This is a genomic window from Exiguobacterium chiriqhucha RW-2, assembly GCF_000416965.1.
GTDB classification, from domain to species: Bacteria; Bacillota; Bacilli; order Exiguobacteriales; family Exiguobacteriaceae; genus Exiguobacterium; species Exiguobacterium chiriqhucha.
Genome location: NZ_ATCL01000020.1, coordinates 765807 through 788037 on the forward strand (window position 1 = coordinate 765807; position 22231 = coordinate 788037).

The window sequence follows — 22231 nt, forward strand, 5'->3', positions numbered from 1 at the left end:
ACCCGTCTTTTTAGCTCTTGGCAATCCCGAGCATGAATCCGGCCACGACGATGAGCCCGATTCCCATAAAGACGAAGACCCGTTCTTTCGTCGTCTTCTCTTCTTTCAATAGATAAATCCCGCCGAGCGTCGCCACGACGACGTTCAATTGGGACAAGGCGAACGACGTCGCGATGCCGACCTCACCGCTTGACACGAACAGCCCGAAGTTCCCGATCCCCCAAGCGAGACCGGCCAAAATGTTTTTGAACGTCTTCGGGTCGAACTTCTTCACATCTTTCTCACGCAGGCTGAACAATAGCGCCGCGATGAACATCCCGACCGATTGCGGCAAGATGGCCGTGATGCCGTCGACCTCGAAATAGTTCGTCAGGACGGCATACGTCACATAACCGATACTCGACACGAGCAGGACGAGCAAACCTTTCTTCAAGGCGCCGCTGCTATCGCCATCTTTTTGTTGTTGGTATGACGTCAGTGCCGCCCCGATGATAATCAACACGAGCGCAGAAAAGCCGAGCCACAACTCGGTCGTCGTCTTCCAATCGCCGAGCACGATGACCCCGAACAACGACGTCCCGACGAGTTGCATCCCGGTGCTGATCGGCATCGCTTTCGATACACTTAAAATTTGGAACGACTGGAACTGTAAATATTGCCCGAGTGCCCAGAACACACCAGATATGAAGCCGGTCACGATTGCGAGCGTCGTGAACTCCGGATTGAAGACGAGTGCGATGATGACCGCCATCACCATCGCCCCAATCGTCGTCCCGATTAACTGTTGAATCGGCTTGCCGCCGACTTTCGAGACGATGAGTGGGATACTCCCCCACATCAAGGCAGGTAAGAGTGCGAGTAAAATCATTTCCATAGATAACACCTGCTTTCGTAGAATAACATTACCCATGATTTTCCCACGTTTACGCCCGATTAAACTTTGTTCAAAAAAATTTAAAAATACCCATTGCCAAATGTTTTACTAGGATGATATAATAATTTTCGAACGGGGCATTAGCTCAGCTGGGAGAGCGCCACGCTGGCAGCGTGGAGGTCAGCGGTTCGAGCCCGCTATGCTCCATTATGGAAGTCACCACTCATTTGAGGGGTGACTTTTTTGCGTCTCCGCCCGGTTTAAGTCACCTGGTAGCGGGTAATGATTGTAAGACATCATTATTCTAAGGGGGACTTACTATGGATCGTGCCTCTGTCGAAGAGACCATTTTAGCCGTCATCGACTGTATGCGGGCAAGCAATCACTGTTTCTCAAAATGTTTACAAGAAGAGGATTTATTGATGGTCGCCGAGTGTATCCGGCTGACGAAAGAATGTTCGGAAGTGTGTGCGCTCGCCTTGAACGCTCTCGAGACCGATTCGGCTTTCACCAAACCGATTGCTGCACTCTGCGCCCAGGTGTGCGACACGTGCGCCGTCGAATGTGGCCGCCATTTGCATGACCATTGCCAACGTTGTTCCGAAGCGTGTCTCCGCTGTGCCGAGGCGTGTCGCAACCTCGTGGCCGCATAATCGCTTTTTAGTCTAACGATATGTTAGACTTTTTTTATACTTGTTTTATGAGAAAGGGACCGATTATGTCATATTCAATTCTTGCCATCGACGTCGAGACGGCCAACCGCGATAGTCGCAGCATCTGCTCTGTCGGCTGGAGCCTACTCGTCGACGGTGAAATCATCGAGACGAACCAACTACTCGTCAATCCAGAAGAAGACTTTGACGCAGGCAATATCCGCGTCCACGGCATCCGGCCGAGCGACGTCTGGGACGCCCCAGCCTTACCCGAGGTGCTTGAACAGCTCTATCCGACGCTGCGGGATGTCGACCTCGTCATGGCGCACAACGCCTCATTCGATATGGGCGCTTTCAAGAAAGCGATCGCCAAATATGATTTATATACGTTTCCGACGATCGAGTACGGCTGTACCGTCAAGCTGTCGCGAAAACTGTATCCTGGACTGCCGAATCACAAGCTGAACACGATGGCGGAATATTTGAACGTCCCGTTCATCCATCACGATGCGGCTGAAGATGCCCGCGTCTGCGCGTTGCTTATGCGCGATATGATGCAGAAGACCGGGATTCATGACCCGCGTGAACTGCACCGCTATACATCGGTCAAGCTCGGGAAGCTCGCCTATTGACCCATAAGCATGCCAGACAGGCCAAGACAATCGTCTTGGCCTGTTACCGTTTAAAGATCCATCTTTTTTGGACGTAATAACTGACGACGAACAAAAGGCTGTCGACGAGCACTTTAATCCACACTTCCCCGTCCCGAAACAACAGGAACAATACATAGACGAGACCGGCCGACAACGCCATCTGCAAGCCGACGAGACCGAAGTATTTCGGCATCGCCCGTCTCGCTTTCGAGTCGAACACGACTTTTCGATTCACCACGTAATTGAATAAGGACGAGATGATGCGGGCCAATACCGTCGCAATCAAGACATGGGTCGTCTCGAACCACGGATTCAATAAAAAGATGAATAAGGCATAGGCGCCGATATCTAATAAAAATGAGGCGACCGAGGATAACGAATAGGCTAAGAACATGCGATAAATCAGAATCGAGTCGATGACCGGGCGAAAATGAGATGAGGCGTTCTCGGCCACATACACGGTTTGAATCGGGATCTGTTGAATCGGGACTTGCCAACGTTTCGTGAACGTCAACATGTTCATCTCGAACTCATAGCGGTTCCCGGGCACATCAAGCAACTGTTCCGCATAGCGCAGTGGGACCGCCCGCAGACCGGTCTGAGTGTCTTTCAACCGAAGTCCGCTGCCGACGAGCATGACACCACGTGTCATCTGGTTCCCGAACCGGCTCCGAAACGGGATGTGTGCACCAGAAAAATCTCGGCAGCCCATGACGAGATGATGCGGCCGCTGAATCCCTGCCTCATACAAGTTTCGGACATCTTCCGGCAGGTGTTGCCCATCCGCATCGACGGTGAGGACCCCGTGCGTGCCCGGAAACTGTTCGACGACGTGACGAATGCCCGTCTTCAACGCCGCACCCTTGCCTTGATTTTGTTCATGGACAAGGACGGTCGTCACCCACTTCCCGACTTCTTCAAACACAGACCGGGACGTCTCGACACTTCCATCGTTCACGACGATGACATGGACAAACCCAATCTCTTTCAGCTCGCGGACAAGTGTGACGAGCGCTTGATCCGGATTATAGGCTGGAATCAAGACGACATACTCATCTAAACGTTCCACAGAATGCATTTGCATCGCCACCCCTCCTTCCCTCCTTCTATACCCAAGACGATGAAAAGTGATTCCTCGAACCGTGACAAACAAAAAACACGGCGCCTCGAAGGACACCGTGTAAAATCAACCGATAAAAATGAAGTAAGACGAAGCGAAGTAGACGAGCACGACGAGCACTGACGGCAAAATGTAACGCACTTTTGACGTCACGTCTTTGCGTAGGAGCGTGTACATGACGAGCACCGACAAGATGGTAATCCCAATCGCTGTAACCAAGTGAGACGCCGATACGTCGGCCAAAATCGAACCGTCCCGGTAAAACATATCCGACATGGCGATAATGAGCATGTTGAAGATGTTGCTTCCCAAAATCGAACCGAACGCCAAGTTGACGTTACGGAGTTTCAAGGCGACAAATACCGATACCGCCTCCGGAAGCGAAGTCGTCGCGGCAATCAAGAAACTGCCGACAAAGCTTGAACCGAGACCCGTGACGACGGCGATTTGATCACCTAACACAGATAGCGCCGTCCCTGCCGCCATGATGACGAGTGCGGCGATGATGAAACCGACGACCGCACGTTTGACCGTAATCGAACTCGTCGCACTGGCACCGACTTCTTGAACCGCCTCATGTGCAGCTTCCCGCTCAACGGCAGGTTGTTGCGGGCGTTTTCCGATATAGTAAATCCCGACTCCATACAATACCGCAATCAACAAGGCGTCAATTCCGATGCCGAGAATCGTGAAATCGATGCGCACGATCAGGGCAATCATCGTGACGAGTGTCAACATGAGACCTAGACCAGCTGTATAGAGATGATCTCGACTCGCTTCATTGAACATGCGCTTCTGACGATAGAAGAGGTCGAACATCGCCAAGATGAAGATGTTGAACAAGTTCGACCCGAGCATGTTACCGATGGCGATATCCGGGTTGTCAATCAAGACAGCCGAGACACTCGTCGTCACTTCCGGCAACGATGTCGCACCCGCCAGCAGCACTGTCCCGACGAGCAAGCCGCTCATCGTCGATTTCTCACTGATGACGTCGGCGTAAGTCGAGAGCTTCATGGCGGCATACACGGTGATGGCAGCGGCCAAGATGAAATAAATAAATACCATTTGAATAAATCTCCCCTTTTCGTGAATTCAAAAAGACCTTTTTATGGACGCCGAAAAAGCATCCATAAAAAGGTCTTGCGGACTTGGTAAGAAGCTCGATGGACCGAGTGCATTGCACCGTAATGACGACCCATCGACCACAGCTGTGGTCGCTACTCCCCCTCTTATGTTCACGACGAATATATCACGTTACATCTCATTTGACAATCATTTGACCTTTAAATGTGAAATGACGTCATCGACTGGCATCGCCGTCCGATAAGACAGTTCTTCAATCGCTTGAAGCATCGGGAGCGGCAACGGTTCCCAGAGTCCTCCTTCTTTCAATTGAGCGGACAGGCCGTCAAGCTCCGGTTGATTGACGTCCGTGACGTGACGATAGCCTTCACGCATCGCCTCATGGATCTCATAGGCGGTCTGACAGAGCGTCGACGTCTCTTGGAGCCAGTCCTCTTCATGGAATCCTCGCTGAATGACGTCAAACAGTTTTCCGAGTTTGTCGAACCGCTCGTCGGCGACGCCATAAAACAATAGGTTCAGCTCTGTCTCGAACGATTCGATGAGCGTCGTCGTCTGACTGAACGGTTTGAACGCTTGGAGCAATTCGTGATAATACCACGACTGGTCGCGGAGCGGACGTCTGAAACGGTCCCATACTTGTTTACCGGCAGACTCGACGTCGAGTCGTATCGAACGAAGATTATGTAGCTTGTCCGCCGCCAAGAGCGCCACTTCGTCGTACTGCATCGTCTGCACATGCTGAACCGTCATCCGTTTCCGTTCCTCCCACGAAAGATGCTTCCCGGGTTCAGACACCGCTTCAACGAGTCGTCTCACTTCACTTCCGAACCGTTCCTCGATTTCTTCAGGGGACGTCAACGTGTCTTCGAGCAAATCATGGAGCAGCCCGGCCGCCATGACCGGAATCGGTTGCCGATCTTCGACGAGCAACATCGACACGGCGACGGGATGGGTCAAGTATGGAATATTCGTTCCTTTTCGAAACTGTCCGTCGTGTCGGACGGCCGCGAATCGGAGTGCCTCTTCAATCAACTGGTGCACGGCGATTCCTCCTTCGATGGGTTCATAAAGCGTCCCCATTCTTTACCCGTGACTAGTCCCATCTACTCATATCATGTATTAAAACATAGGGTAATGGTCCTGTTTCTTTCGATTACGGCTCATAAATCATCTTTTTCGTCATTCCGCCGTCGACGACGAGGTTATGCCCGTTGACGAAATCGTTCTGTTCATCAATCAAATAAGCGACCGCACGGACGATATCGTCCGGTTTCCCGACACGGCCCGACGGATGTTGCGCATGGTCAACGTCACGGAGCGACTCGTCCGAGGTGTGAATCCAGCCCGGACTGACCGCATTCACCGTGATCGGACGCTCCGCGAGCGAGACCGCCATCGATTGGGTCAATGATACGATGCCACCTTTTGACGCGCCGTACGCTTCCCAATCGGGTTCGTTTTGAAGTGAACGCGTCGAGGCCAGGTTGATGATGCGCCCATATCCCGCTCCCTCGTTCAACGCTAGAAACGCCTTGGCACAAGCAAACGTCCCGACAAGGTTGACGTCAATGACTTGTTTGAACGTCTCGACGTCAAGTTCAGCCATCGGTTTGACGAGTGAGGAGACCCCACCGTTATTGATGAGCACATGAGCGACACCAAATTGACGCTGAATGTCGTCGAACACGCGAGCAATCGCCTCATGGTCACCCAAATCCATTTCGTGGAATGTCACTCCGTCCAGTTGTGGATCGTCGCCTTTGTCGAGTCCAATGACGTGATACGTCTCGCGGAAATGACGTGCCAATTCATATCCAATCCCTTGGCTGACACCAGTGATAATCATAACTTGATTCATATACATCCCTCCTGCACACTCACATACCCGGATTCAATCAAATTGAGTCCTATCCGTTCGTCCAAAGGCGTTGATTGGACGTCGTCACGACCGTCGCACCGGCCTCAAGGGCGGCCTCGACTTCCTCGGTCGACGAAATCAGTCCGCCGGCAAAGACCGGGATTCCGGTTTCCGCCTTCACGGCTCGGATATATTTCGGGACGAGACCCGGCAACACTTCAATATAGTCCGGTTGCGTCCGCTTGATGAGACGATAGCTTCGCTCGAGCGAGCTCGAATCGATTAAAAACAAACGTTGGACCGTTTTGACCTGTTTTTGCTTCGCTTTTAAAATGACGCTTCCTTTCGTCGAGATGATGCCGTACGGACGATACGTCTGACAAATATACTCGGTCGCATACTCATCTGCCTTCAGTCCTTGAATCAAGTCGAGATGGACGAAGACGTGCTTGTCGTGGGTCGCCAATAACTGAAACACGGCATCGAGCCGGGCGACGTGCACTTCGAGCAGTACGCCCACACGAAACGGTCCCGTCACAAACTTTTCGAGGTCCCGCATGTCACGCAGGGCGGGTAAAATCGTTTGACCTTCTATCATCTGAACACGTCCTTTTTTCATATCCTGCTTTCATTATTTGAATAACGCGGACCGGAAATCAAGGTTTACCGATTCAATATATCGGGAAAATAATTTTAACTTATGCACAGAGAGGAAGTAGCGATATGGTCAATGAAGTGGAAGTACGAATCGAGACACCGACACCGGAGGAACATCAACGTCTTCGGGTCATCGCGGGGATGCCGAAACGTTCCGACTCGGGGACGGTGAAAGGGCTGGCTAACACGTTATACGGCGTCTGTCTATATAAAGACGATCACATGGTCGGCATGGGCCGTGTCGTTGGCGATGGCGGAATGGTGTTCCACCTTGTCGATATCGTCGTCGACCCGGAGTGTCAGGGGCTCGGGCTCGGGAAATTGATTGTGGAGCAATTGATGGATTGGATCTTACAGGAAGCCGATGAGACGGCCATCATCAGTCTGATTGCGGACATACCGGCTGACGGACTGTACCGTCAATTCGGCTTCGACTATTCGCGCCCGGAATCCGTCGGGATGGAATACCAATGGAATCGAGAATGATTCGTTGCCCGGTACGCCTTTTTGATCGAGGGGGTGTCGTATGGAACTGAACATGATTGTGCTGCTCGGTTTAGCGTTAGCCGTCATTTCCGTTCTCAGTCTCATCATTGAACGATTATTCTTTCCAAGTATTCTTGCCTTTATCGCCATCGGCGTCGCCGTCGGTTTCTTCTGGGACGGAAACGAGGTCTTTAAAATCGCCGGCGAAATCGGGATTATCTTGTTATTCTTTTTACTCGGTTTAAAGTTTCCGCTCGGCGAGTTGATGAAGCGCCTCAAAAAGGTGTGGAAGGCAGGCGTTTTGGATATCTTGCTCGCCTTTGGTGTCACAATCGGGATTGCCATGCTGTTCGGACTTGATTTTTCACAATCTTTTTTAATCGGTGCCGTCTTGTTTGCGACGAGCTCGTCGATTTCGGCACGTATGCTCGAGCGGCATGCCGATAAGCATGAAGATGTGAAAGAGTTCGTCTTAGCGTTACTCATCTTCGAGGACATCTTCGCCCCGCTCATCCTGACCGTCGCGCCGTTCATCATTCAAGATGAGCCGATTGAGGTGTCCGATATCGGGAAAGTCTTCGCCGGTTTTCTCATCTTCGGCGTGTTACTCTATATTGGATCACGTTTCGTCAAAAAACAGCCGAAAATCGCCAAACATCTGTTGCGGCAAGATGACGCGAGCATCGGCTTAATTGGCTTGATTCTCTTTTTCGCCGGAATCGGCATGGTGTTCGGACTGTCCGAGATTCTCGGGGCGTTCATCGCCGGCATCATGCTCGCAGGCATTCACGACGTCCGTCCGTTGAAACGGTTGACGGTCCCCGTGCGCGACTTGTTTTTGCCGATCTTCTTCATCTCGTTCGGGATTTCGATCAACCTGGAACAAGGCGTCATCGTCAACACGCTCTTCTTCGTATTGATCGTCTGGGGCGTATTATCGAAATGGATTGTCGGCCGCTTCGGCGGCCGCATGTACGGCCTGACACGGGTTCAGGCCAACGAGGCCGGCTTCTCACTCGCTCCACGCGGGGAGTTCTCGATTCTCTTCACCGCCTTATCAAACGGGGCGATCAACTTGTTCGTCGGACTATATATTTTCGTCTCGGCCATCATCGGGATCGTCTTGTTCCGCTTCTCTGAAATTTTAGCCGCTAAGACGGAAGAAAAACTGGAAAAAGTTTTGCCTGATGAGAACAAGGATGATTCAAACAAATGAAATAAGACCCACAGGACCGATCTTCACACGAAGATCGGTCCTTGTCATTTAAAATGAAGAGGCTTGTTTGGCTTGTTTCTTCTTCCGCTTTTTGCGCCAGATGAAAAAGGCGATGACTCCGATTACCAAAATACCGTAAATAACATACGAATATACATCTAAATAGCTCAAAATCGACTCCCAATTCTCACCGACGCGGATGCCGATATAGATGAGTATCGTATTCCAAATCACCGTCCCCGCCGTACTGAGCAACAAAAATTTCAAGAACGGCATATTCGACATACCGGCCGGGATGGAAATCAAACTCCGCACGACGGGCATCAAGCGGCCGAAGAACACCATCCAGCCCCCGTATTTATCGAACCAGGCGTCGGCACGGTGCACGTCGGCGATATCGAGCCGAATCCATTTACCGTATCGTTTCGTCCACTTCTCAATCTGCTCGACATCCAAATACAGTCCGATGCCGTACAATAATACCGCTCCTAGGATGGCGCCTGCCGTCGCTGCGAAGATGACGAGCGGGACGATCAAATCGGTCTTTACAGCGAAAAAACCGCCGAATAAGAGCACGACCTCCGAAGGAATCGGCGGGAACACGTTCTCAATGAAAATCATGAACGCGATGCCAAAGTAACCGAACTGTTCAATGACCTGGATCATCCAGTCTCTCATTTGCTTCACCCTCCAATAGTTCCTACTATACCCGTCACGCCCGGTCAAAAACCGCTACAACATGTTAAAATGAAGTACTTGAAAGAAAGCGAGGACATGACATGACTGAAGTTACACGGTGCCCATGGTGCGGCACTGACCCGTTGTACGTTCGTTATCACGATGAAGAATGGGGCAAGCCCGTCCATGATGATGTAAAGCATTTCGAATGTTTGACACTCGAGAGCGCCCAGGCTGGACTCAGCTGGATCACTATCTTACGGAAACGCGAAAATTATCGGGACGCCTATGCCGATTTTGACGTCATGACCGTCGCGACGTTCGACGAGACGGATGTCGAACGATTACTGAAAAATCCCGGTCTAGTTCGCAACCGTCGTAAAATCGAGGCGTCCATCAATAACGCCAAGCGCTTCATCGAGATTCAACAAGAGTTCGGGTCGTTCGATACCTACATTTGGTCATTCGTCGACAACACGGTGATTCACAACGAGTGGGCATCGACCGACGACATCCCCGCCACGACCGAACTGTCCCATCAAGTAAGCAAAGACTTGAAGCGCCGCGGTTTCAAATTTTTGGGACCGACGACCGTCTATGCCCACCTGCAGGCGACGGGACTCATCAATGACCATCTCACCTCTTGCTTCGCCAAATAATTTGATTATTTGGTCAATCCATAAACAAAATCGTGCACTTCATTCATTTTTGTGACAAAATTTTGTCATGGTGCAATCCATAAAGTTTGAAAGCGTTTTCATTATGAATGAGGGGGATGTTGTATGAACGGTGTATTGATTTCGATTACAGTGTATATGGCGCTCATGGTGTTACTCGGTGTCATCGCCTATCGGCGGACTGAGAGCATTGGCGACTATATGCTCGGAGGACGTGGCCTTGGTCCGGCCGTGGCGGCTTTGTCGGCCGGTGCCTCCGATATGAGTGGTTGGCTATTGATGGGGTTGCCGGGGGCGATGTTCGCGACCGGACTCTCAAGCGGATGGATTGTCATCGGGTTGACGATCGGCGCTTACTTGAACTGGTTGCTCGTCGCACCTCGTTTACGGACTTATTCATATTTGTCAGAGGATGCCATTACGATACCAGATTTCTTCGAGAAACGATTTAAGGACTCACGTGGGACGCTGCGGACGTTCTCTGCAGCTGTGACACTCGTCTTCTTCACGCTCTATGCCACGAGCGGGTTCGTGGCCGGTGGTCGCTTGTTCGAAGCGGTCTTTGATATCAATTTTGGGACCGGTGTCTTCATTTTGGCTTCTATCATCATCATCTATACGTTCATCGGCGGCTTCTTGGCCGTCAGTTGGACCGACTTCGTCCAAGGACTCATCATGTTGTTCGCTCTCATCCTCGTACCGGCTATCGCCATCACGGCGACCGACGGGGTGAGCGCCGCGTTCCAGACAATCGGTGATATCGATGAGGCGCTACTTGATCCATTGACAGGACAGTCGCTTATCGGCATCGTCTCGCTCTTCGCTTGGGGTCTCGGTTATTTCGGGCAACCACACATCATCGTCCGTTTTATGGCCATCGAGAAGTTGCAAGACATTAAGAAGGCCCGACGCATCGGCATCTCGTGGATGTTGTTCACCGTCGTCGGGGCCATGGCGACCGGATTGTTCGGACTCGCCTACTATACTCAGCGCGGTCTTGAAATCGACAACCCAGAAAATGTATTCATCAATCTATCTGATTTGTTGTTCGTCGATCTCATCACCGGTGTGTTGCTCGCAGCCTTGCTTGCAGCCATCATGTCGACGATCTCGTCACAGCTCCTCGTCTCATCGAGTGCGGCGACGACTGATTTCTATCAGAAGTTCTTCCGCAAAGACGCCGGCGACCGCGAACTCGTCATGGTCGGACGGATTACCGTCATCCTCGTCTCGCTCATTTCGATTTGGCTCGCGTTCGGGGCGGATGACACGATTTTAAACTTGGTCGGATATGCCTGGGCCGGATTCGGCTCATCGTTCGGTCCACTCATCCTGTTCAGCCTGTTCTGGAAACGGACGACGCGTCAAGGCGCGCTGGCCGGGATGTTGACCGGTGCGTTCATCGTCATCGTCTGGAAAAACGTTGCTGCCGATTGGTTCGGGACCTTCGGCGAGCTATATGAGATGATTCCTGCCTTCTTCTTGTCGAGCCTCGCCATTTATGTCGTCAGTTTGCTGACACCGCCACCGAGCACGACGATCACGAACGAGTTCGAGGAAATGGAACACATCTTGAAGACAGAACGGATTTAACACTCGGAGTGCCATGCTACTATAGCCTGGCACTTTTTTCTTGTGCCCTGACAAGGACATTCTTCTTCCATGGCGAATGACTTGAGTAGACCAGTTTGGATCACACGAAAGGAAGTGACTCGTCCGTTGAAACGAGTAATCCCGTATAAACAAGCCATGTTGACCTTGCCCCTCCTCTTTCTGTTCGGCTGTGCGACCGCTGACGTCGAGACGTCTACGGAGCAAACGGAGACTCCGGCACCAGAGACAGAGGCGGAGGCGGAAGCCCCGGCCCCTGTTCCTGAAGAGCCAGAACCCGTCGTGACGACGACGTCGCTCTATGCGATTGGCGATATCTTATTGCACGACAGCGTGTATAATGCCGCCAAGCGCGGAGACGGCTATGATTTCACCGCCGCCTTCGAACCGATCGCTCCGATTTTGACCGAGGCCGACATCGCCATCGCCAACCAAGAGAGCATGATTGGGGGCAGTGAAATCGGTTTATCGAGTTATCCCGCCTTCAACAGTCCGTATGAGGTCGGCGATGCGCTCCAAGACGCTGGCGTCGACTTGGTAACGACGGCGAACAACCATACGCTCGACCGGGGTGTCACGGCCATCGAGAATTCAATCGCGCACTGGAACGAGATCGGCATGCCGTACACCGGTTCATTCTTATCGGAGGCGGACAAGTCCGAGCTTCGGACGCTGACCGAGAATGACATCTCATTTGCCTTTCTCGCCTATACGTACGGGACGAATGGAGTCGTTCCGAAACAACCGTATCACGTCAATTACATTGATCTCGAGGCGATGACCCCTGAAATCGAAGCGGCCGAGCAAGCGGCCGATATCACGGTCGTCTCGCTTCATTTCGGGAACGAATACGAGACGGTCCCGAACGAGGCGCAACAGACGCTCGTCCAACAACTGTCCGACCTCGGGGTCGATCTCATCATCGGCCACCATCCCCACGTCCTCCAACCGGTCGCCTGGGTGGATGGCGCCGAAGGCAATCGGACGTTCGTCGCCTACTCGCTCGGCAACTTCCTGTCCGGACAACAAGGGGACGACCGGAATACAGGTGGCATCGTCGGCATCGATGTCGTCAAGACGGTCGAGGCGGATGAGACGACGTTCGAACTCGCCAACCCGATGTTCTATCCGACGTTCACCCGCCGCACAAGTGCCGACGGTCCGTTCGAGGTCGTCCCGTTACAGTCGGCCAAGCCGGAGCTGTTCGAGGCCACGAGCCAACATATGTCGCAGTGGATGCCAGAGCTCGAAATCGTCCAATGAAGGATCACTTTCACAAGTGATTCTTTTTTTTTTCGCCAAAAAGGTTGCTTTACGGCGAAGCATACGTTAGAGTAATTCGTATATTTATAAATACAGATGAATAATTATGTATAAGGGGTGTAAGGAAATGAAACAAAAACTCGTATTAGCTTATTCAGGTGGACTTGATACATCGGTCGCAATCAAATGGTTGGATGAACAAGGGTATGACGTCATCGCCTGCTGTTTGAACGTCGGCGAAGGAAAAGACTTGGAACGCATTCAACAGAAAGCACTCAAAGTTGGGGCCATCAAATCGGTCGTCATCGATGCGGTCGATGAATTCGTCAACGATTTCGCCCGTTACTCGATGCAGGCACATACGATGTATGAAGGCGTCTATCCGCTCGTCTCTGCCCTATCGCGCCCGCTCATCTCGAAGAAGCTAGTCGAGGTCGCACAAGCCGAAGGTGCCATCGCCGTCGCTCACGGATGCACGGGGAAAGGGAACGACCAAGTCCGGTTCGAAGTGTCGATCCATGCGCTCGACCCGTCGCTTGAAATCATCGCCCCGGTGCGGGAGTGGAAATGGTCGCGGGAAGAAGAGATCGCCTATGCGGCCGAGCACGGTATTCCAATCCCGATCGTCCAAGAAGAACCGTTCTCGATCGACCAAAACATTTGGGGCCGGGCCGTCGAATGCGGTATCCTCGAGGACCCTTGGGCCGCCCCACCAGCGAGTGCCTACGAATTGACGGCGCAACTCGAAGACACACCGAACGAACCGACGTATGTCGAAATCGAATTCAACGCCGGTGTACCGGTCGCCATCAATGGACAAGCGGCGACGTTCACAGCGATTCTTGAGCAGTTGAATATCGTCGCCGGGGCCCACGGCATCGGGAAAATCGACCATATCGAGAACCGGGTCGTCGGCATCAAATCGCGGGAAGTGTACGAGGCACCGGGTGCGATGACGCTCATCACCGCACACCAGGCGCTCGAGGCACTCACACTCGTCCGGGAAGTCGCCCATTTTAAACCGATCGTCGAACAGAAGTTGACAGAGACGATTTATAATGGCTTATGGTACTCACCATTGACGAAAGCACTCCTCGCCTTCATCGATGAGACGCAACAGACGGTGACAGGTACGGTCCGGATGAAACTGTTCAAAGGGCAAGCCATCGTCGACGGACGGAAATCGCCAATCTCGCTCTATGACGAGCACCTCGCGACATATACGTCAGCCGACACGTTCGACCAACAAGCGGCCGTAGGCTTCATCAAGTTATGGGGGCTGCCGACGAAAGTGCAAGCGGAAGTGCTCGCAGAGAAAGGAACGATGGTGCATGAGTAAATTATGGGGCGGCCGGTTCGAACAGACGGCCAGTGAATGGGTCGACGAGTTCGGGGCCTCGATTCATTTCGACGCCCAGCTCGTGTTAGAAGATATCGAAGGGAGCATCGCCCACGTGACGATGCTCGGGGAGCAACATATTTTGACAGCAGATGAAGTCGCGCAAATCGTCGCTGGTCTGAAGACGCTAGCCAAGAAGGCACAAGCGAGCGAATTGACGTTCAACGTCTTCCATGAAGATATTCATATGAACCTCGAGGCGTTGTTGCATGAAGAGATCGGGCCCGTCGCTGGAAAGATACACACGGCCCGTAGCCGGAACGACCAGGTCGCGACCGATATGCACCTCTATTTGAAGCGCCGCGTCCTCGAGACAATCGAAGGGATTGAAGCCGTGCAGACGGCACTCTATGACCACGCCGCTCAAAACGTTGAGTCGATCATGCCGGGCTATACGCACTTGCAACGGGCCCAGCCGGTGTCGCTCGCCCATCACTTGCTCGCTTACTTCTGGATGCTCGAGCGCGACAAGGAGCGTTTCAGTGACAGCTTGAAACGGATCGACATGAGCCCGCTCGGTGCCGGGGCTCTCGCCGGGACGACGTTCCCGATCGACCGCCATCGTTCGGCCGAGTTGCTTGGCTTCGCCAACGTATATCCGAACAGCCTGGACGCCGTCAGCGACCGTGATTTCATCTTGGAATTTTTATCGAACGCGTCGCTCCTCATGATGCACTTGTCACGGTTCTGCGAGGAGTTGATTCTTTGGAGCAGTGAAGAGTATCGGTTCATCACGATCTCTGACGTATTCTCAACGGGATCGAGCATGATGCCTCAGAAGAAGAACCCGGACATGGCCGAACTCGTCCGCGGGAAGTCGGGACGGGTCGTCGGCAATCTGATGGGGCTGCTAACCATCATGAAAGGCTTGCCGCTCGCCTATAACAAAGATCTGCAAGAAGACAAGGAAGGCATGTTTGACACCGTCAAGACGCTTCAAGGGAGCCTCAGCATCATGGCCGGCATGATTCAAGACATGACGTTCCACACGGACACGATGAAACAAGCGACCGAGCGCGATTTTTCGAACGCAACCGAGCTCGCCGACTATTTGACGGCAAAAGGCATGCCGTTCCGGGAGGCGCATGAAGTGACGGGGACACTCGTCCGCTACTGTATCGATCATCGTCTGTATTTGGCGGAGCTGCCGATTGAGACGTATCATGCCCACTCTGGATTGATTGAACAGGACGTGTACGAGGCACTCTCACCGGTGACGGCCGTCAAACGTCGCAACAGCTACGGCGGAACAGGGTTCGACTCCGTCCGTACGCAATTGAGCGAAGCAAAAGCCAAGTTACCGACCAACGTGTAACGAATAAATCAAAACAAGCGTCCGTTCCGCGAGGAATGGACGCTTGTTCATGTTGATGACTCCGTTGATTACAATTGTTCACCATTCGATGCAATCACTTGCTTATACCAATCAAATGACTTTTTCTTCTTTCGCTCGAGCGTGCCGTTGCCATAGTCGTCTTGATCGACATAGATAAAGCCGTAACGTTTTGACATCTCCGACGTACTTGCGCTGATGAGATCGATGCATCCCCAGCTCGTATACCCGATCAAGTCGACACCTTCTTCAATCGCTTGTCCCATTTGCTCGATATGGGCCCGCAAATATTCGATCCGGTAGTCATCGTTGATTGTACCGTCTGCTTCGACGACATCGTATGCGCCCAATCCATTCTCGACGATGAACAACGGCATCTGATAACGGTCATACATCTTCTTCAAGGTGATGCGTAACCCTTTCGGATCAATCTGCCATCCCCAATCGGACGCCTCCAAATAAGGATTCTTGATGCCACTGAAGAAGTTTCCTTTTTGTTTCGCCTTCTCAGGGGCACCGCTGGCGACCATCGACATATAATAGCTGAAGGAGATGAAGTCGACGGTGTGCTGTGACAAAATCTCTTCATCTCCTGGCAGCACTTCAATCGAGATATCATGTTTGTCGAAATAGCTTAACATGAAGCTCGGATAATATCCGCGCGCTTGCACGTCGGTAAAGAACAAGTTCTTTTGATCTTCTTCGAGCGCAGCTAACACATCGTCTGGATTACTCGTTTCCGGGTACACTTCCATTCGGGCGAGCATACAGCCGATTTGCGAATTTGGAATGATTTCATGACATGCGCGTACGGCACGAGCACTCGCCACGAATTGATGATGAAGCGCTTGGTACACAGTCGCCTCCACATTCTCGACGCGATCGACTAAAATCCCACTCCCGATGTATGGTGACATCGTCGAGACGTTAATCTCATTGAACGTCAGCCAATACTTTACTTTATCCTTGTAACGAGTGAAGACGGTCTCTGCGTAATGGACAAACAAGTCAACGAGCCGACGGTCCGCCCAGCCGTTATATTTTTTGACGAGTGTGAGTGGCAATTCATAATGCGACAATGTCACAAGCGGCTCGATCCCGTACTTGAGCAGTTCATCAAAGACACGATCATAAAACGCTAGCCCTTCTGCGTTTGGTTCGAGCTCATCCCCGTTCGGGAAAATCCGAGGCCATGAAATCGACATCCGGAACGTCTTAAAACCCATCTCGGCGAAGAGAGCGATGTCTTCTTCATAGCGATGATAAAAATCGATTCCGCGACGTTTTGGGAAATTCGCCCCATCGTCAGCCGCTAACAGTCGCTCGAGTTCGGCTTCACTCTTCACGTCCATCTCGATTTCAGCTGTACGCGCTTCTTTAGGGACGAATGTCACCATATCGAAAATGGATAGACCTTTCCCTCCTTCTTTGTAAGCTCCTTCTAATTGATTGGCCGCCGTTGCGCCACCCCATAAAAAGCCTTCTGGAAATCGATGTGTACTCATATGTAATACTCCTCTCTTCATTGAACACTTTTTTTGATACGGTCTAGCAGTCGAGGTTCGGCTCTGTAATCGTTTGCATTTCTGCTTGTTTGTAGTGTACTCATTCCCATTCAGCTTTTTTTGTATTTATTTATCATTTTTAGTAAATTTGTAATACAATTTGCAGATACACCTAATCGATAGGAGAGATGATTTGATGGATGTGAATCAGAGAGACACGAATCAGGATTACACGTATTGGTGCCGGTTGTTGCATCAGACTACCCATCTGTCCGTGTTATTTTACAAAGACCGATTATCGTTACAGATGGCGTATCCAGAAACATCATTCATTCCCCCTTCTTTACGTCAACTTCTGGAGCGGTTAACTCTCTTAAATGAGCCTTCTAACATACCGGTTTGGCGTCGTCTCAATTCGAACGTACAGGTCGTGACGTTGGTCATCACCGACAACGAGCAGCCGATTGGCCTTTTCATTCTCGGTCCGTGTCTGGATTCGGCAGAAGTGGAACCGAACAGTTTTACGAATGGCTTTCCTGTTTTTTCGCGACAAGACCTACTGCATGTAGCCGTGCTCGCGACCTCGATTTTGACCACGAGACGACTCTCTACGTCCGATGTCGTCCTAGATGAGGATTCGTCCAAGCGTCGCACGACAACCGAGGATACGAAAACCTATGAACGAGAGCTGTTCAAAAACAGGCAAGACATTTCATTCCACGCGACGTATCAATCTGAGCGGATGACGTTACGGTGTGTCAAGGAAGGCCAGAAGGAAGAATTACTTCAGCGACTGGCATCACCCGATCGCGATGGACGAATCGGAGTGCTCTCAAAACAGAGCACTTTACGAAATGAAAAAAACCTTCATATTTCTACTATCACTTTAGCGACACGTTATGCGATCGAAGGAGGGCTTCATCCGGAAACGGCATATACGATGAGCGATCACTATATCCAAGGGGCCGAAGAACTTCGAACGATTGAAGCTGTACAACGTTACACCAAAGAGGCGTTATGCGAATTCACGGATCAAGTAAACAAATCAAAACAGCTTCGACATAGCGCCCCGATCATCAAATGCCAGTCGTACGTCTTTAAACATCTGTATGACGCCATCTCCTTACAAGACGTCGCTCGATTCGTGAATCTTCATCCCAACTATTTGTCGTCCCTGTTTAAGAAAGAAGTCGGGCTTTCGTTCACAGAGTATGTGTTGCGAGAAAAGATAGCGGAAGCCAAAAAACTGTTAAAGTACACCGATTCCTCTCTTTCTGAAATTTATACATGGCTTAATTTCCACGACCAGAGCCATTTCACAAAAGTCTTTAAAACCTACACGGGCACGACTCCCAAACAATTCAAGCAACACGAGCACATGCCAACGATGTGAATTTGAATCTCCAACATATGGAGTTAGTTTCACGCTCAACGTTAAAAGTGTCCGTAGGCGTAAAAACATCCTCAATACGCCGTGGTTTGGAGTGTCTGCCTAAAGCTGAATTTGTAGGCTCAAGCTGTATACGACCAGGTACTTAGTTTAGTACTTGCCAACTTCTTACGATGATGTTAACCTAACTTTAGTCAACGTTAACAGAAAAGGGGTTTACATAGTGAAAATTCATGATATGACACAAATTGCTATCGGTGCCGCGCTGCTCGCGAGCATCGGTTCGATTGCCATCCCAATCGGTCCGGTCCCAATTACGCTGCAAATGCTCGGTATCATGACGGTCGCTTCCGTCCTCGGTGCCAAAAAAGGCGGGCTCGCCGTCATCGTCTATCTCTTGCTGGGCTTAATCGGCCTTCCAGTACTCAGCGGTTCGGGCGGACTTGCCCCGTTCGTCGGTCCGACGGTCGGATACTTGCTCGCCTTCCCAATCGCGGCCTTTTTGATTGGCTGGTCATCGGAACGGCATCATTCGTTCCCTGCCCTCATCGGCTACAACGTCTTATTTGGACTCGGTCTTGTCTATTTGCTCGGCAGTCTTGGCTTGCAAGCCGTGTTTGGCATGACGTTCATCGATGCGCTCAAAGTGAACATTCCGTTCATCATCGGCGACTTAATCAAAGCAGTGTTGGCGGCAGCTATCGCTTATAAAGTGTCCACTAACCCTCAAATGCGCAAAACCCTCGCCTCTTGAAGGTTCAAACGTTTCAGCGGAAAGTATAGGTGGAACGTATATAGTATGGAAGGGGGTGTCCTTATGAGCGATTCGACGTTTAAAAAACGTTTGGCTAAAGCGACCCATCGCTTTCCGAAAGGACAACGACGCGGAAAAGACGAGACGCGGCACGAGAAGCGCGATATCGAGGCGTTCGAACGACGTCTGCGGGAAGCGAAAAGTAAAGTCGGAGAGATTCAAGAAAACATTGACCATATTGCCAGACGTTAAAACCTCGTCCTCGGACGGGGTTTTTTTACTGTGCTGAACTGGTTAAGAATGCTCGGTACGTCGCATCGATCGAATAGCCTTAGTATATCCCCACAAATAAACCCCCGTCCGTAGACGAGGGTTTGGGATCACTTCAAACGCGGTCGGATGAACAGCGCGACGATGAACGAGAGTGCGAGCACGACGAGCAGTCCGAGCGAGAGATCGTTATAACCGAGCAAATTGAGGGCGACACTGATGGCGACGGCGACATAGAAACCACCGAGCGCCTTTTTGACGAGTTGCGAACTGAACCGCTGCAACTGTTTCGCCCCGATCGGTGAACCAATCATCGCACCGGCGATGAGCGCCAAGCCGTGCCAATAGTTCGCATCGGCTCCGGCAACGGCATAGTTGATCACGCCCGAGACGACGATGAGGAACGCCGCGGCGATACTCGTCCCGACGGCCCGTTTCATCTCGGTGTTGAGTAACTTGACTTGAAGTGGCGTCAATACGAACCCACCGCTGACACCCATAAGTGACGAGATGAATCCGCCGAACAACCCGATGAACCCGAGGCGTGGGACCGACTCCGAACCGACGCTACCTTCTTCGTGCTGTTTCGACCGGAAGAACGAGACGGCGAAATACGTCAACAGCGCGATATAGGCGAGCGAGATGACCGGCTTCGCGCCGTCGAGTGTCTCTAGATAAAATACGAGCGGCGTCGCCACCCACGTCCCGACGACCCCGAACGCGCCAATCAAGAGGGCGTGTTTCGGATTGACGTTCTTTAATTTGATATGGGAGATCGTACCGGCCGTCGTCGACCCGAGCGTGAGCATGAGACTGAGGGCGATGGCTGCGCTCGCCTCGTATCCGAAGACGAGCAAGAGCGGCGTGAGTAAAATCCCGCCCCCGATGCCGAAGAATCCGCTCAAAATTCCGATGAGCGTTCCGAGCAAAAGAAACGATAGTAATGCTGTGACGTCCATGAACAAACCTTCTTTCTTTCCTTTTCATAACTAATCATAACAAAAAAGGAGCGCATGTTGCGCCCCTCACTTACAACACACGCTCTAAAAATTCGAATACCGTCCGGCGATATTCGGTTTGGAACGAGCGATGCGACTGCACGTGCCCATCATTCTCGGTCACCCACAGTTCGACATCCTCGCCGGCTTTGGCCAATTGCTCGCTCTCGCTAACGGGAATGGCATCGTCACCTTGACTATGAATCAATAACACCGGTGCCTCGATTTGGGCCATATCGTCAATCGGTTTGACCACATCCGCGTCGAGCCCCGTGAACCAAGGCGTCACCGTCATGATGACCGGTGTGAACGGGAAGTTCGGTAAATCGCTCCATACCGGCAGATTCGTCTCGAGATAGCCGCGGAGGTCACTGAACGGGCTATCGGCGATGACGGCGGCGACATCGGTCTCGTCAGCCGTCGCGAGTGCCGTCGCGGCACCCATCGAAACCCCATATAAGACGATGGGCCCGTCCGAGCGCTCTTTCGCGTACGCGATGGCGGCAGCAAGGTCAGATTGCTCCTTCGCCCCGACCGTCACGCGATCCCCTTCTGAAATTCCGGAGCCGCGAAAGTCGAACGTCAAAAACTGATATCCTTGCTCATGGAATTCCGGAATCAATTCTTTGAGCGGCAAATCGGATTGTTCACGGTTCTTCCCGTAGCCATGCGCGAAGACAATCGTCGCACGCGGCGTCGGATGCGGGATCCACCAGCCGTATAAATCCTGTTGATCCTCTGATTCGATCGTGATGTTCTCATACTTGACGCCTAGCGTCTTCGGGGTGAACGTCAACGTCTCCCGTTCAGGTGACGTCAATTGATCCCCGATGTGGGCCGAGATGCCCACGACGGCAAGAAACGCGACGAGAACCAACACCCCGACGGCGATTCCCATATATTTGACCCAGCGATTCATCGCAGTGCCCCTCTCCTAAGTATAGTTCGCATCAGCCGTCTCACCGGAGCCAGCTCCGTAAGGCGACGAGCGCATGTTGTACCGGCTCCCACGTCTCAGACGGGATGACGTAACATGTCGCTTCGTGAATCGTGAACGTCTTGACGTCCGCACGTTTGACGATATTCTCGCCAATGGCACCGAACGGGTCACTGTTGACGTCGGTATGCTCGAACGTCTTCCACACCCGTTGACCGTTCTCCATTAACGCACATTCGAACGGCTTCACCGGACCCTCAATCCCGTATTCGGCATAATGCCATAACGTTGTCGCATCGAGCGGCGAACCGAGATGTAATATTTTCGCATCGCGCTCAATCATCCGTTCAATCGGCGATCCTGGCCCGAAGCCGACGTCGAGCGTATGTCCGGCCACGATGTGTTCGGCGTCCCGTCCCCACGCGGCGACCGACCACATCGGGTGATCGCTCCGGAACACATCCGGGTACGAGCGGAACAGTTCTGGGACACGCCCCATCCCTCGGGTCACTGTTTTCGTCGGGTCATACGCTGGCATCTCATCACGGATGGTCTGCCACCATTCGACCGGGACAGGTGGGGCTTCCCATTCAGCGGGATTTGAATTATCCCCGCTCTGGGTCGCCATCATGATGAGCCCGTCTGGTCCGACCGTTTCTTGGAGCGCCTCGATGACCGTCTGGGGCCCGCCGCACACCCAGCCAAGTTTTGATAGCGACGTGTGGACGAACAGTGCGTCCCCTCGTCGAATGCCCGCCTCTTGCAGGTGGGCCACTAACGTTGTTTTCGTTTCCATATGTTTCATCGGTC

At 52.1% G+C, this 22231-nt stretch carries 23 protein-coding genes and 1 tRNA gene; 13 read left to right on the plus strand and 11 right to left on the minus strand.

All coding sequences use genetic code 11. The features are described 5' to 3' along the window. Positions 1-10: 10 nt before the first annotated feature. On the minus strand, positions 11-874 hold the full coding sequence (locus M467_RS28050) for a GRP family sugar transporter (RefSeq protein ID WP_021067536.1): 864 nt from the start codon (positions 872-874) through the stop codon (positions 11-13). Between the two features lie 134 nt (positions 875-1008). Here M467_RS28050 and M467_RS28055 point away from each other — a divergent pair. The 3 genes from M467_RS28055 (at position 1009) to M467_RS28065 (ending at position 2159) form a co-directional block, all read left to right on the plus strand. After that, positions 1009-1081: transfer RNA gene (locus M467_RS28055), tRNA-Ala, on the plus strand. A 113-nt stretch (positions 1082-1194) separates the two neighbouring features. Further along, positions 1195-1527 carry a four-helix bundle copper-binding protein gene (locus M467_RS28060; RefSeq protein ID WP_021067537.1) on the plus strand — a complete coding sequence of 111 codons (333 nt, stop codon included), beginning with the start codon at positions 1195-1197 and terminating at the stop codon, positions 1525-1527. 65 nt (positions 1528-1592) lie between these two features. Further along, complete coding sequence (locus M467_RS28065; protein ID WP_021067538.1) at positions 1593-2159, plus strand: 3'-5' exonuclease; 567 nt, start codon at positions 1593-1595, stop codon at positions 2157-2159. A 43-nt stretch (positions 2160-2202) separates the two neighbouring features. Here the strand turns inward: M467_RS28065 and M467_RS28070 are convergent, their stop codons facing one another. The 5 genes from M467_RS28070 to M467_RS28090 all read right to left on the minus strand — a co-directional run bounded on the left by M467_RS28070 (position 2203) and on the right by M467_RS28090 (position 6845). Further along, positions 2203-3264 carry a bifunctional glycosyltransferase family 2/GtrA family protein gene (locus M467_RS28070; protein WP_021067539.1) on the minus strand — a complete coding sequence of 354 codons (1062 nt, stop codon included), beginning with the start codon at positions 3262-3264 and terminating at the stop codon, positions 2203-2205. 102 nt (positions 3265-3366) lie between these two features. After that, positions 3367-4368, minus strand: coding sequence for a sodium:calcium antiporter (locus M467_RS28075; protein WP_021067540.1), 1002 nt, complete (start codon positions 4366-4368; stop codon positions 3367-3369). A gap of 207 nt (positions 4369-4575) precedes the next feature. Further along, positions 4576-5430 carry an HD domain-containing protein gene (locus M467_RS28080; RefSeq protein ID WP_021067541.1) on the minus strand — a complete coding sequence of 285 codons (855 nt, stop codon included), beginning with the start codon at positions 5428-5430 and terminating at the stop codon, positions 4576-4578. A 112-nt stretch (positions 5431-5542) separates the two neighbouring features. Beyond that, positions 5543-6247, minus strand: a complete 705-nt coding sequence (locus M467_RS28085; RefSeq protein ID WP_021067542.1) for an SDR family NAD(P)-dependent oxidoreductase — start codon at positions 6245-6247, stop codon at positions 5543-5545. A gap of 49 nt (positions 6248-6296) precedes the next feature. Further along, entirely contained in the window at positions 6297-6845 is a 549-nt protein-coding gene (locus M467_RS28090; RefSeq protein WP_031200255.1) for a glycerol-3-phosphate responsive antiterminator, read from the minus strand. Between the two features lie 125 nt (positions 6846-6970). On the opposite strand from M467_RS28090, the gene M467_RS28095 reads away from it, so the two are divergent. Together M467_RS28095 and M467_RS28100 are read left to right on the plus strand one after the other, a co-directional pair. Further along, positions 6971-7390, plus strand: coding sequence for a GNAT family N-acetyltransferase (locus M467_RS28095; RefSeq protein ID WP_021067544.1), 420 nt, complete (start codon positions 6971-6973; stop codon positions 7388-7390). A 40-nt stretch (positions 7391-7430) separates the two neighbouring features. Beyond that, on the plus strand, positions 7431-8606 hold the full coding sequence (locus M467_RS28100; protein ID WP_021067545.1) for a cation:proton antiporter: 1176 nt from the start codon (positions 7431-7433) through the stop codon (positions 8604-8606). A gap of 48 nt (positions 8607-8654) precedes the next feature. Here the strand turns inward: M467_RS28100 and M467_RS28105 are convergent, their stop codons facing one another. Continuing rightward, positions 8655-9284 (minus strand): DedA family protein, encoded by a 630-nt coding sequence (locus tag M467_RS28105; RefSeq protein WP_021067546.1) that lies wholly within the window; start codon positions 9282-9284, stop codon positions 8655-8657. Between the two features lie 101 nt (positions 9285-9385). On the opposite strand from M467_RS28105, the gene M467_RS28110 reads away from it, so the two are divergent. The 5 genes from M467_RS28110 (at position 9386) to argH (ending at position 15549) form a co-directional block, all read left to right on the plus strand. After that, the gene (locus M467_RS28110; RefSeq protein WP_031200257.1) at positions 9386-9943 is read left to right on the plus strand and encodes a DNA-3-methyladenine glycosylase I; all 558 of its coding nucleotides are present in this window, start codon (positions 9386-9388) and stop codon (positions 9941-9943) included. A gap of 123 nt (positions 9944-10066) precedes the next feature. Beyond that, on the plus strand, positions 10067-11554 hold the full coding sequence (gene putP / locus M467_RS28115) for a sodium/proline symporter PutP (RefSeq protein ID WP_021067548.1): 1488 nt from the start codon (positions 10067-10069) through the stop codon (positions 11552-11554). A 126-nt stretch (positions 11555-11680) separates the two neighbouring features. Continuing rightward, entirely contained in the window at positions 11681-12835 is a 1155-nt protein-coding gene (locus tag M467_RS28120) for a CapA family protein (protein ID WP_021067549.1), read from the plus strand. A gap of 127 nt (positions 12836-12962) precedes the next feature. Then, a complete protein-coding gene (locus M467_RS28125) occupies positions 12963-14174 on the plus strand; it encodes an argininosuccinate synthase (RefSeq protein WP_021067550.1) in 1212 nt (403 codons plus the stop codon). Then, positions 14167-15549, plus strand: coding sequence for an argininosuccinate lyase (argH, locus tag M467_RS28130; protein WP_021067551.1), 1383 nt, complete (start codon positions 14167-14169; stop codon positions 15547-15549). Before M467_RS28125 ends, argH begins: the two co-directional genes overlap by 8 nt. A gap of 68 nt (positions 15550-15617) precedes the next feature. On the opposite strand, the gene M467_RS28135 is transcribed toward argH, so the two are convergent. Beyond that, a complete protein-coding gene (locus tag M467_RS28135; RefSeq protein ID WP_021067552.1) occupies positions 15618-17072 on the minus strand; it encodes a glycoside hydrolase family 1 protein in 1455 nt (484 codons plus the stop codon). Between the two features lie 196 nt (positions 17073-17268). Here M467_RS28135 and M467_RS0116025 point away from each other — a divergent pair, with 196 nt between their 5' ends. The 3 genes from M467_RS0116025 (at position 17269) to M467_RS28145 (ending at position 19468) form a co-directional block, all read left to right on the plus strand. Continuing rightward, entirely contained in the window at positions 17269-18465 is a 1197-nt protein-coding gene (locus M467_RS0116025) for a helix-turn-helix domain-containing protein (RefSeq protein WP_021067553.1), read from the plus strand. A gap of 220 nt (positions 18466-18685) precedes the next feature. Beyond that, positions 18686-19216 (plus strand): biotin transporter BioY, encoded by a 531-nt coding sequence (locus M467_RS28140; protein ID WP_021067554.1) that lies wholly within the window; start codon positions 18686-18688, stop codon positions 19214-19216. Between the two features lie 63 nt (positions 19217-19279). Then, entirely contained in the window at positions 19280-19468 is a 189-nt protein-coding gene (locus M467_RS28145; protein WP_021067555.1) for a hypothetical protein, read from the plus strand. 128 nt (positions 19469-19596) lie between these two features. Here the strand turns inward: M467_RS28145 and M467_RS28150 are convergent, their stop codons facing one another. The 3 genes from M467_RS28150 to M467_RS28160 form a co-directional block, all read right to left on the minus strand. Beyond that, positions 19597-20445, minus strand: a complete 849-nt coding sequence (locus M467_RS28150; RefSeq protein WP_021067556.1) for a sulfite exporter TauE/SafE family protein — start codon at positions 20443-20445, stop codon at positions 19597-19599. A gap of 70 nt (positions 20446-20515) precedes the next feature. Further along, a complete protein-coding gene (locus M467_RS28155; protein ID WP_021067557.1) occupies positions 20516-21403 on the minus strand; it encodes an alpha/beta hydrolase in 888 nt (295 codons plus the stop codon). A gap of 40 nt (positions 21404-21443) precedes the next feature. Beyond that, the gene (locus M467_RS28160; RefSeq protein ID WP_021067558.1) at positions 21444-22226 is read right to left on the minus strand and encodes an AAC(3) family N-acetyltransferase; all 783 of its coding nucleotides are present in this window, start codon (positions 22224-22226) and stop codon (positions 21444-21446) included. Positions 22227-22231: the final 5 nt, after the last annotated feature.

Bases quoted from the DNA above. Each gene is read 5' to 3' on its own strand.
- M467_RS28050 (WP_021067536.1), bottom strand. From the start codon at position 874: ATGGAAATGATTTTACTCGCACTCTTACCTGCCTTGATGTGGGGGAGT.
- M467_RS28060 (WP_021067537.1), top strand. From the start codon at position 1,195: ATGGATCGTGCCTCTGTCGAAGAGACCATTTTAGCCGTCATCGACTGT.
- M467_RS28065 (WP_021067538.1), top strand. From the start codon at position 1,593: ATGTCATATTCAATTCTTGCCATCGACGTCGAGACGGCCAACCGCGAT.
- M467_RS28070 (WP_021067539.1), bottom strand. From the start codon at position 3,264: ATGCAAATGCATTCTGTGGAACGTTTAGATGAGTATGTCGTCTTGATT.
- M467_RS28075 (WP_021067540.1), bottom strand. From the start codon at position 4,368: ATGGTATTTATTTATTTCATCTTGGCCGCTGCCATCACCGTGTATGCC.
- M467_RS28085 (WP_021067542.1), bottom strand. From the start codon at position 6,247: ATGAATCAAGTTATGATTATCACTGGTGTCAGCCAAGGGATTGGATAT.
- M467_RS28090 (WP_031200255.1), bottom strand. From the start codon at position 6,845: ATGATAGAAGGTCAAACGATTTTACCCGCCCTGCGTGACATGCGGGAC.
- M467_RS28095 (WP_021067544.1), top strand. From the start codon at position 6,971: ATGGTCAATGAAGTGGAAGTACGAATCGAGACACCGACACCGGAGGAA.
- M467_RS28100 (WP_021067545.1), top strand. From the start codon at position 7,431: ATGGAACTGAACATGATTGTGCTGCTCGGTTTAGCGTTAGCCGTCATT.
- M467_RS28105 (WP_021067546.1), bottom strand. From the start codon at position 9,284: ATGAGAGACTGGATGATCCAGGTCATTGAACAGTTCGGTTACTTTGGC.
- M467_RS28110 (WP_031200257.1), top strand. From the start codon at position 9,386: ATGACTGAAGTTACACGGTGCCCATGGTGCGGCACTGACCCGTTGTAC.
- putP (WP_021067548.1), top strand. From the start codon at position 10,067: ATGAACGGTGTATTGATTTCGATTACAGTGTATATGGCGCTCATGGTG.
- M467_RS28125 (WP_021067550.1), top strand. From the start codon at position 12,963: ATGAAACAAAAACTCGTATTAGCTTATTCAGGTGGACTTGATACATCG.
- argH (WP_021067551.1), top strand. From the start codon at position 14,167: ATGAGTAAATTATGGGGCGGCCGGTTCGAACAGACGGCCAGTGAATGG.
- M467_RS28135 (WP_021067552.1), bottom strand. From the start codon at position 17,072: ATGAGTACACATCGATTTCCAGAAGGCTTTTTATGGGGTGGCGCAACG.
- M467_RS0116025 (WP_021067553.1), top strand. From the start codon at position 17,269: ATGGATGTGAATCAGAGAGACACGAATCAGGATTACACGTATTGGTGC.
- M467_RS28145 (WP_021067555.1), top strand. From the start codon at position 19,280: ATGAGCGATTCGACGTTTAAAAAACGTTTGGCTAAAGCGACCCATCGC.
- M467_RS28150 (WP_021067556.1), bottom strand. From the start codon at position 20,445: ATGGACGTCACAGCATTACTATCGTTTCTTTTGCTCGGAACGCTCATC.
- M467_RS28155 (WP_021067557.1), bottom strand. From the start codon at position 21,403: ATGAATCGCTGGGTCAAATATATGGGAATCGCCGTCGGGGTGTTGGTT.
- M467_RS28160 (WP_021067558.1), bottom strand. From the start codon at position 22,226: ATGAAACATATGGAAACGAAAACAACGTTAGTGGCCCACCTGCAAGAG.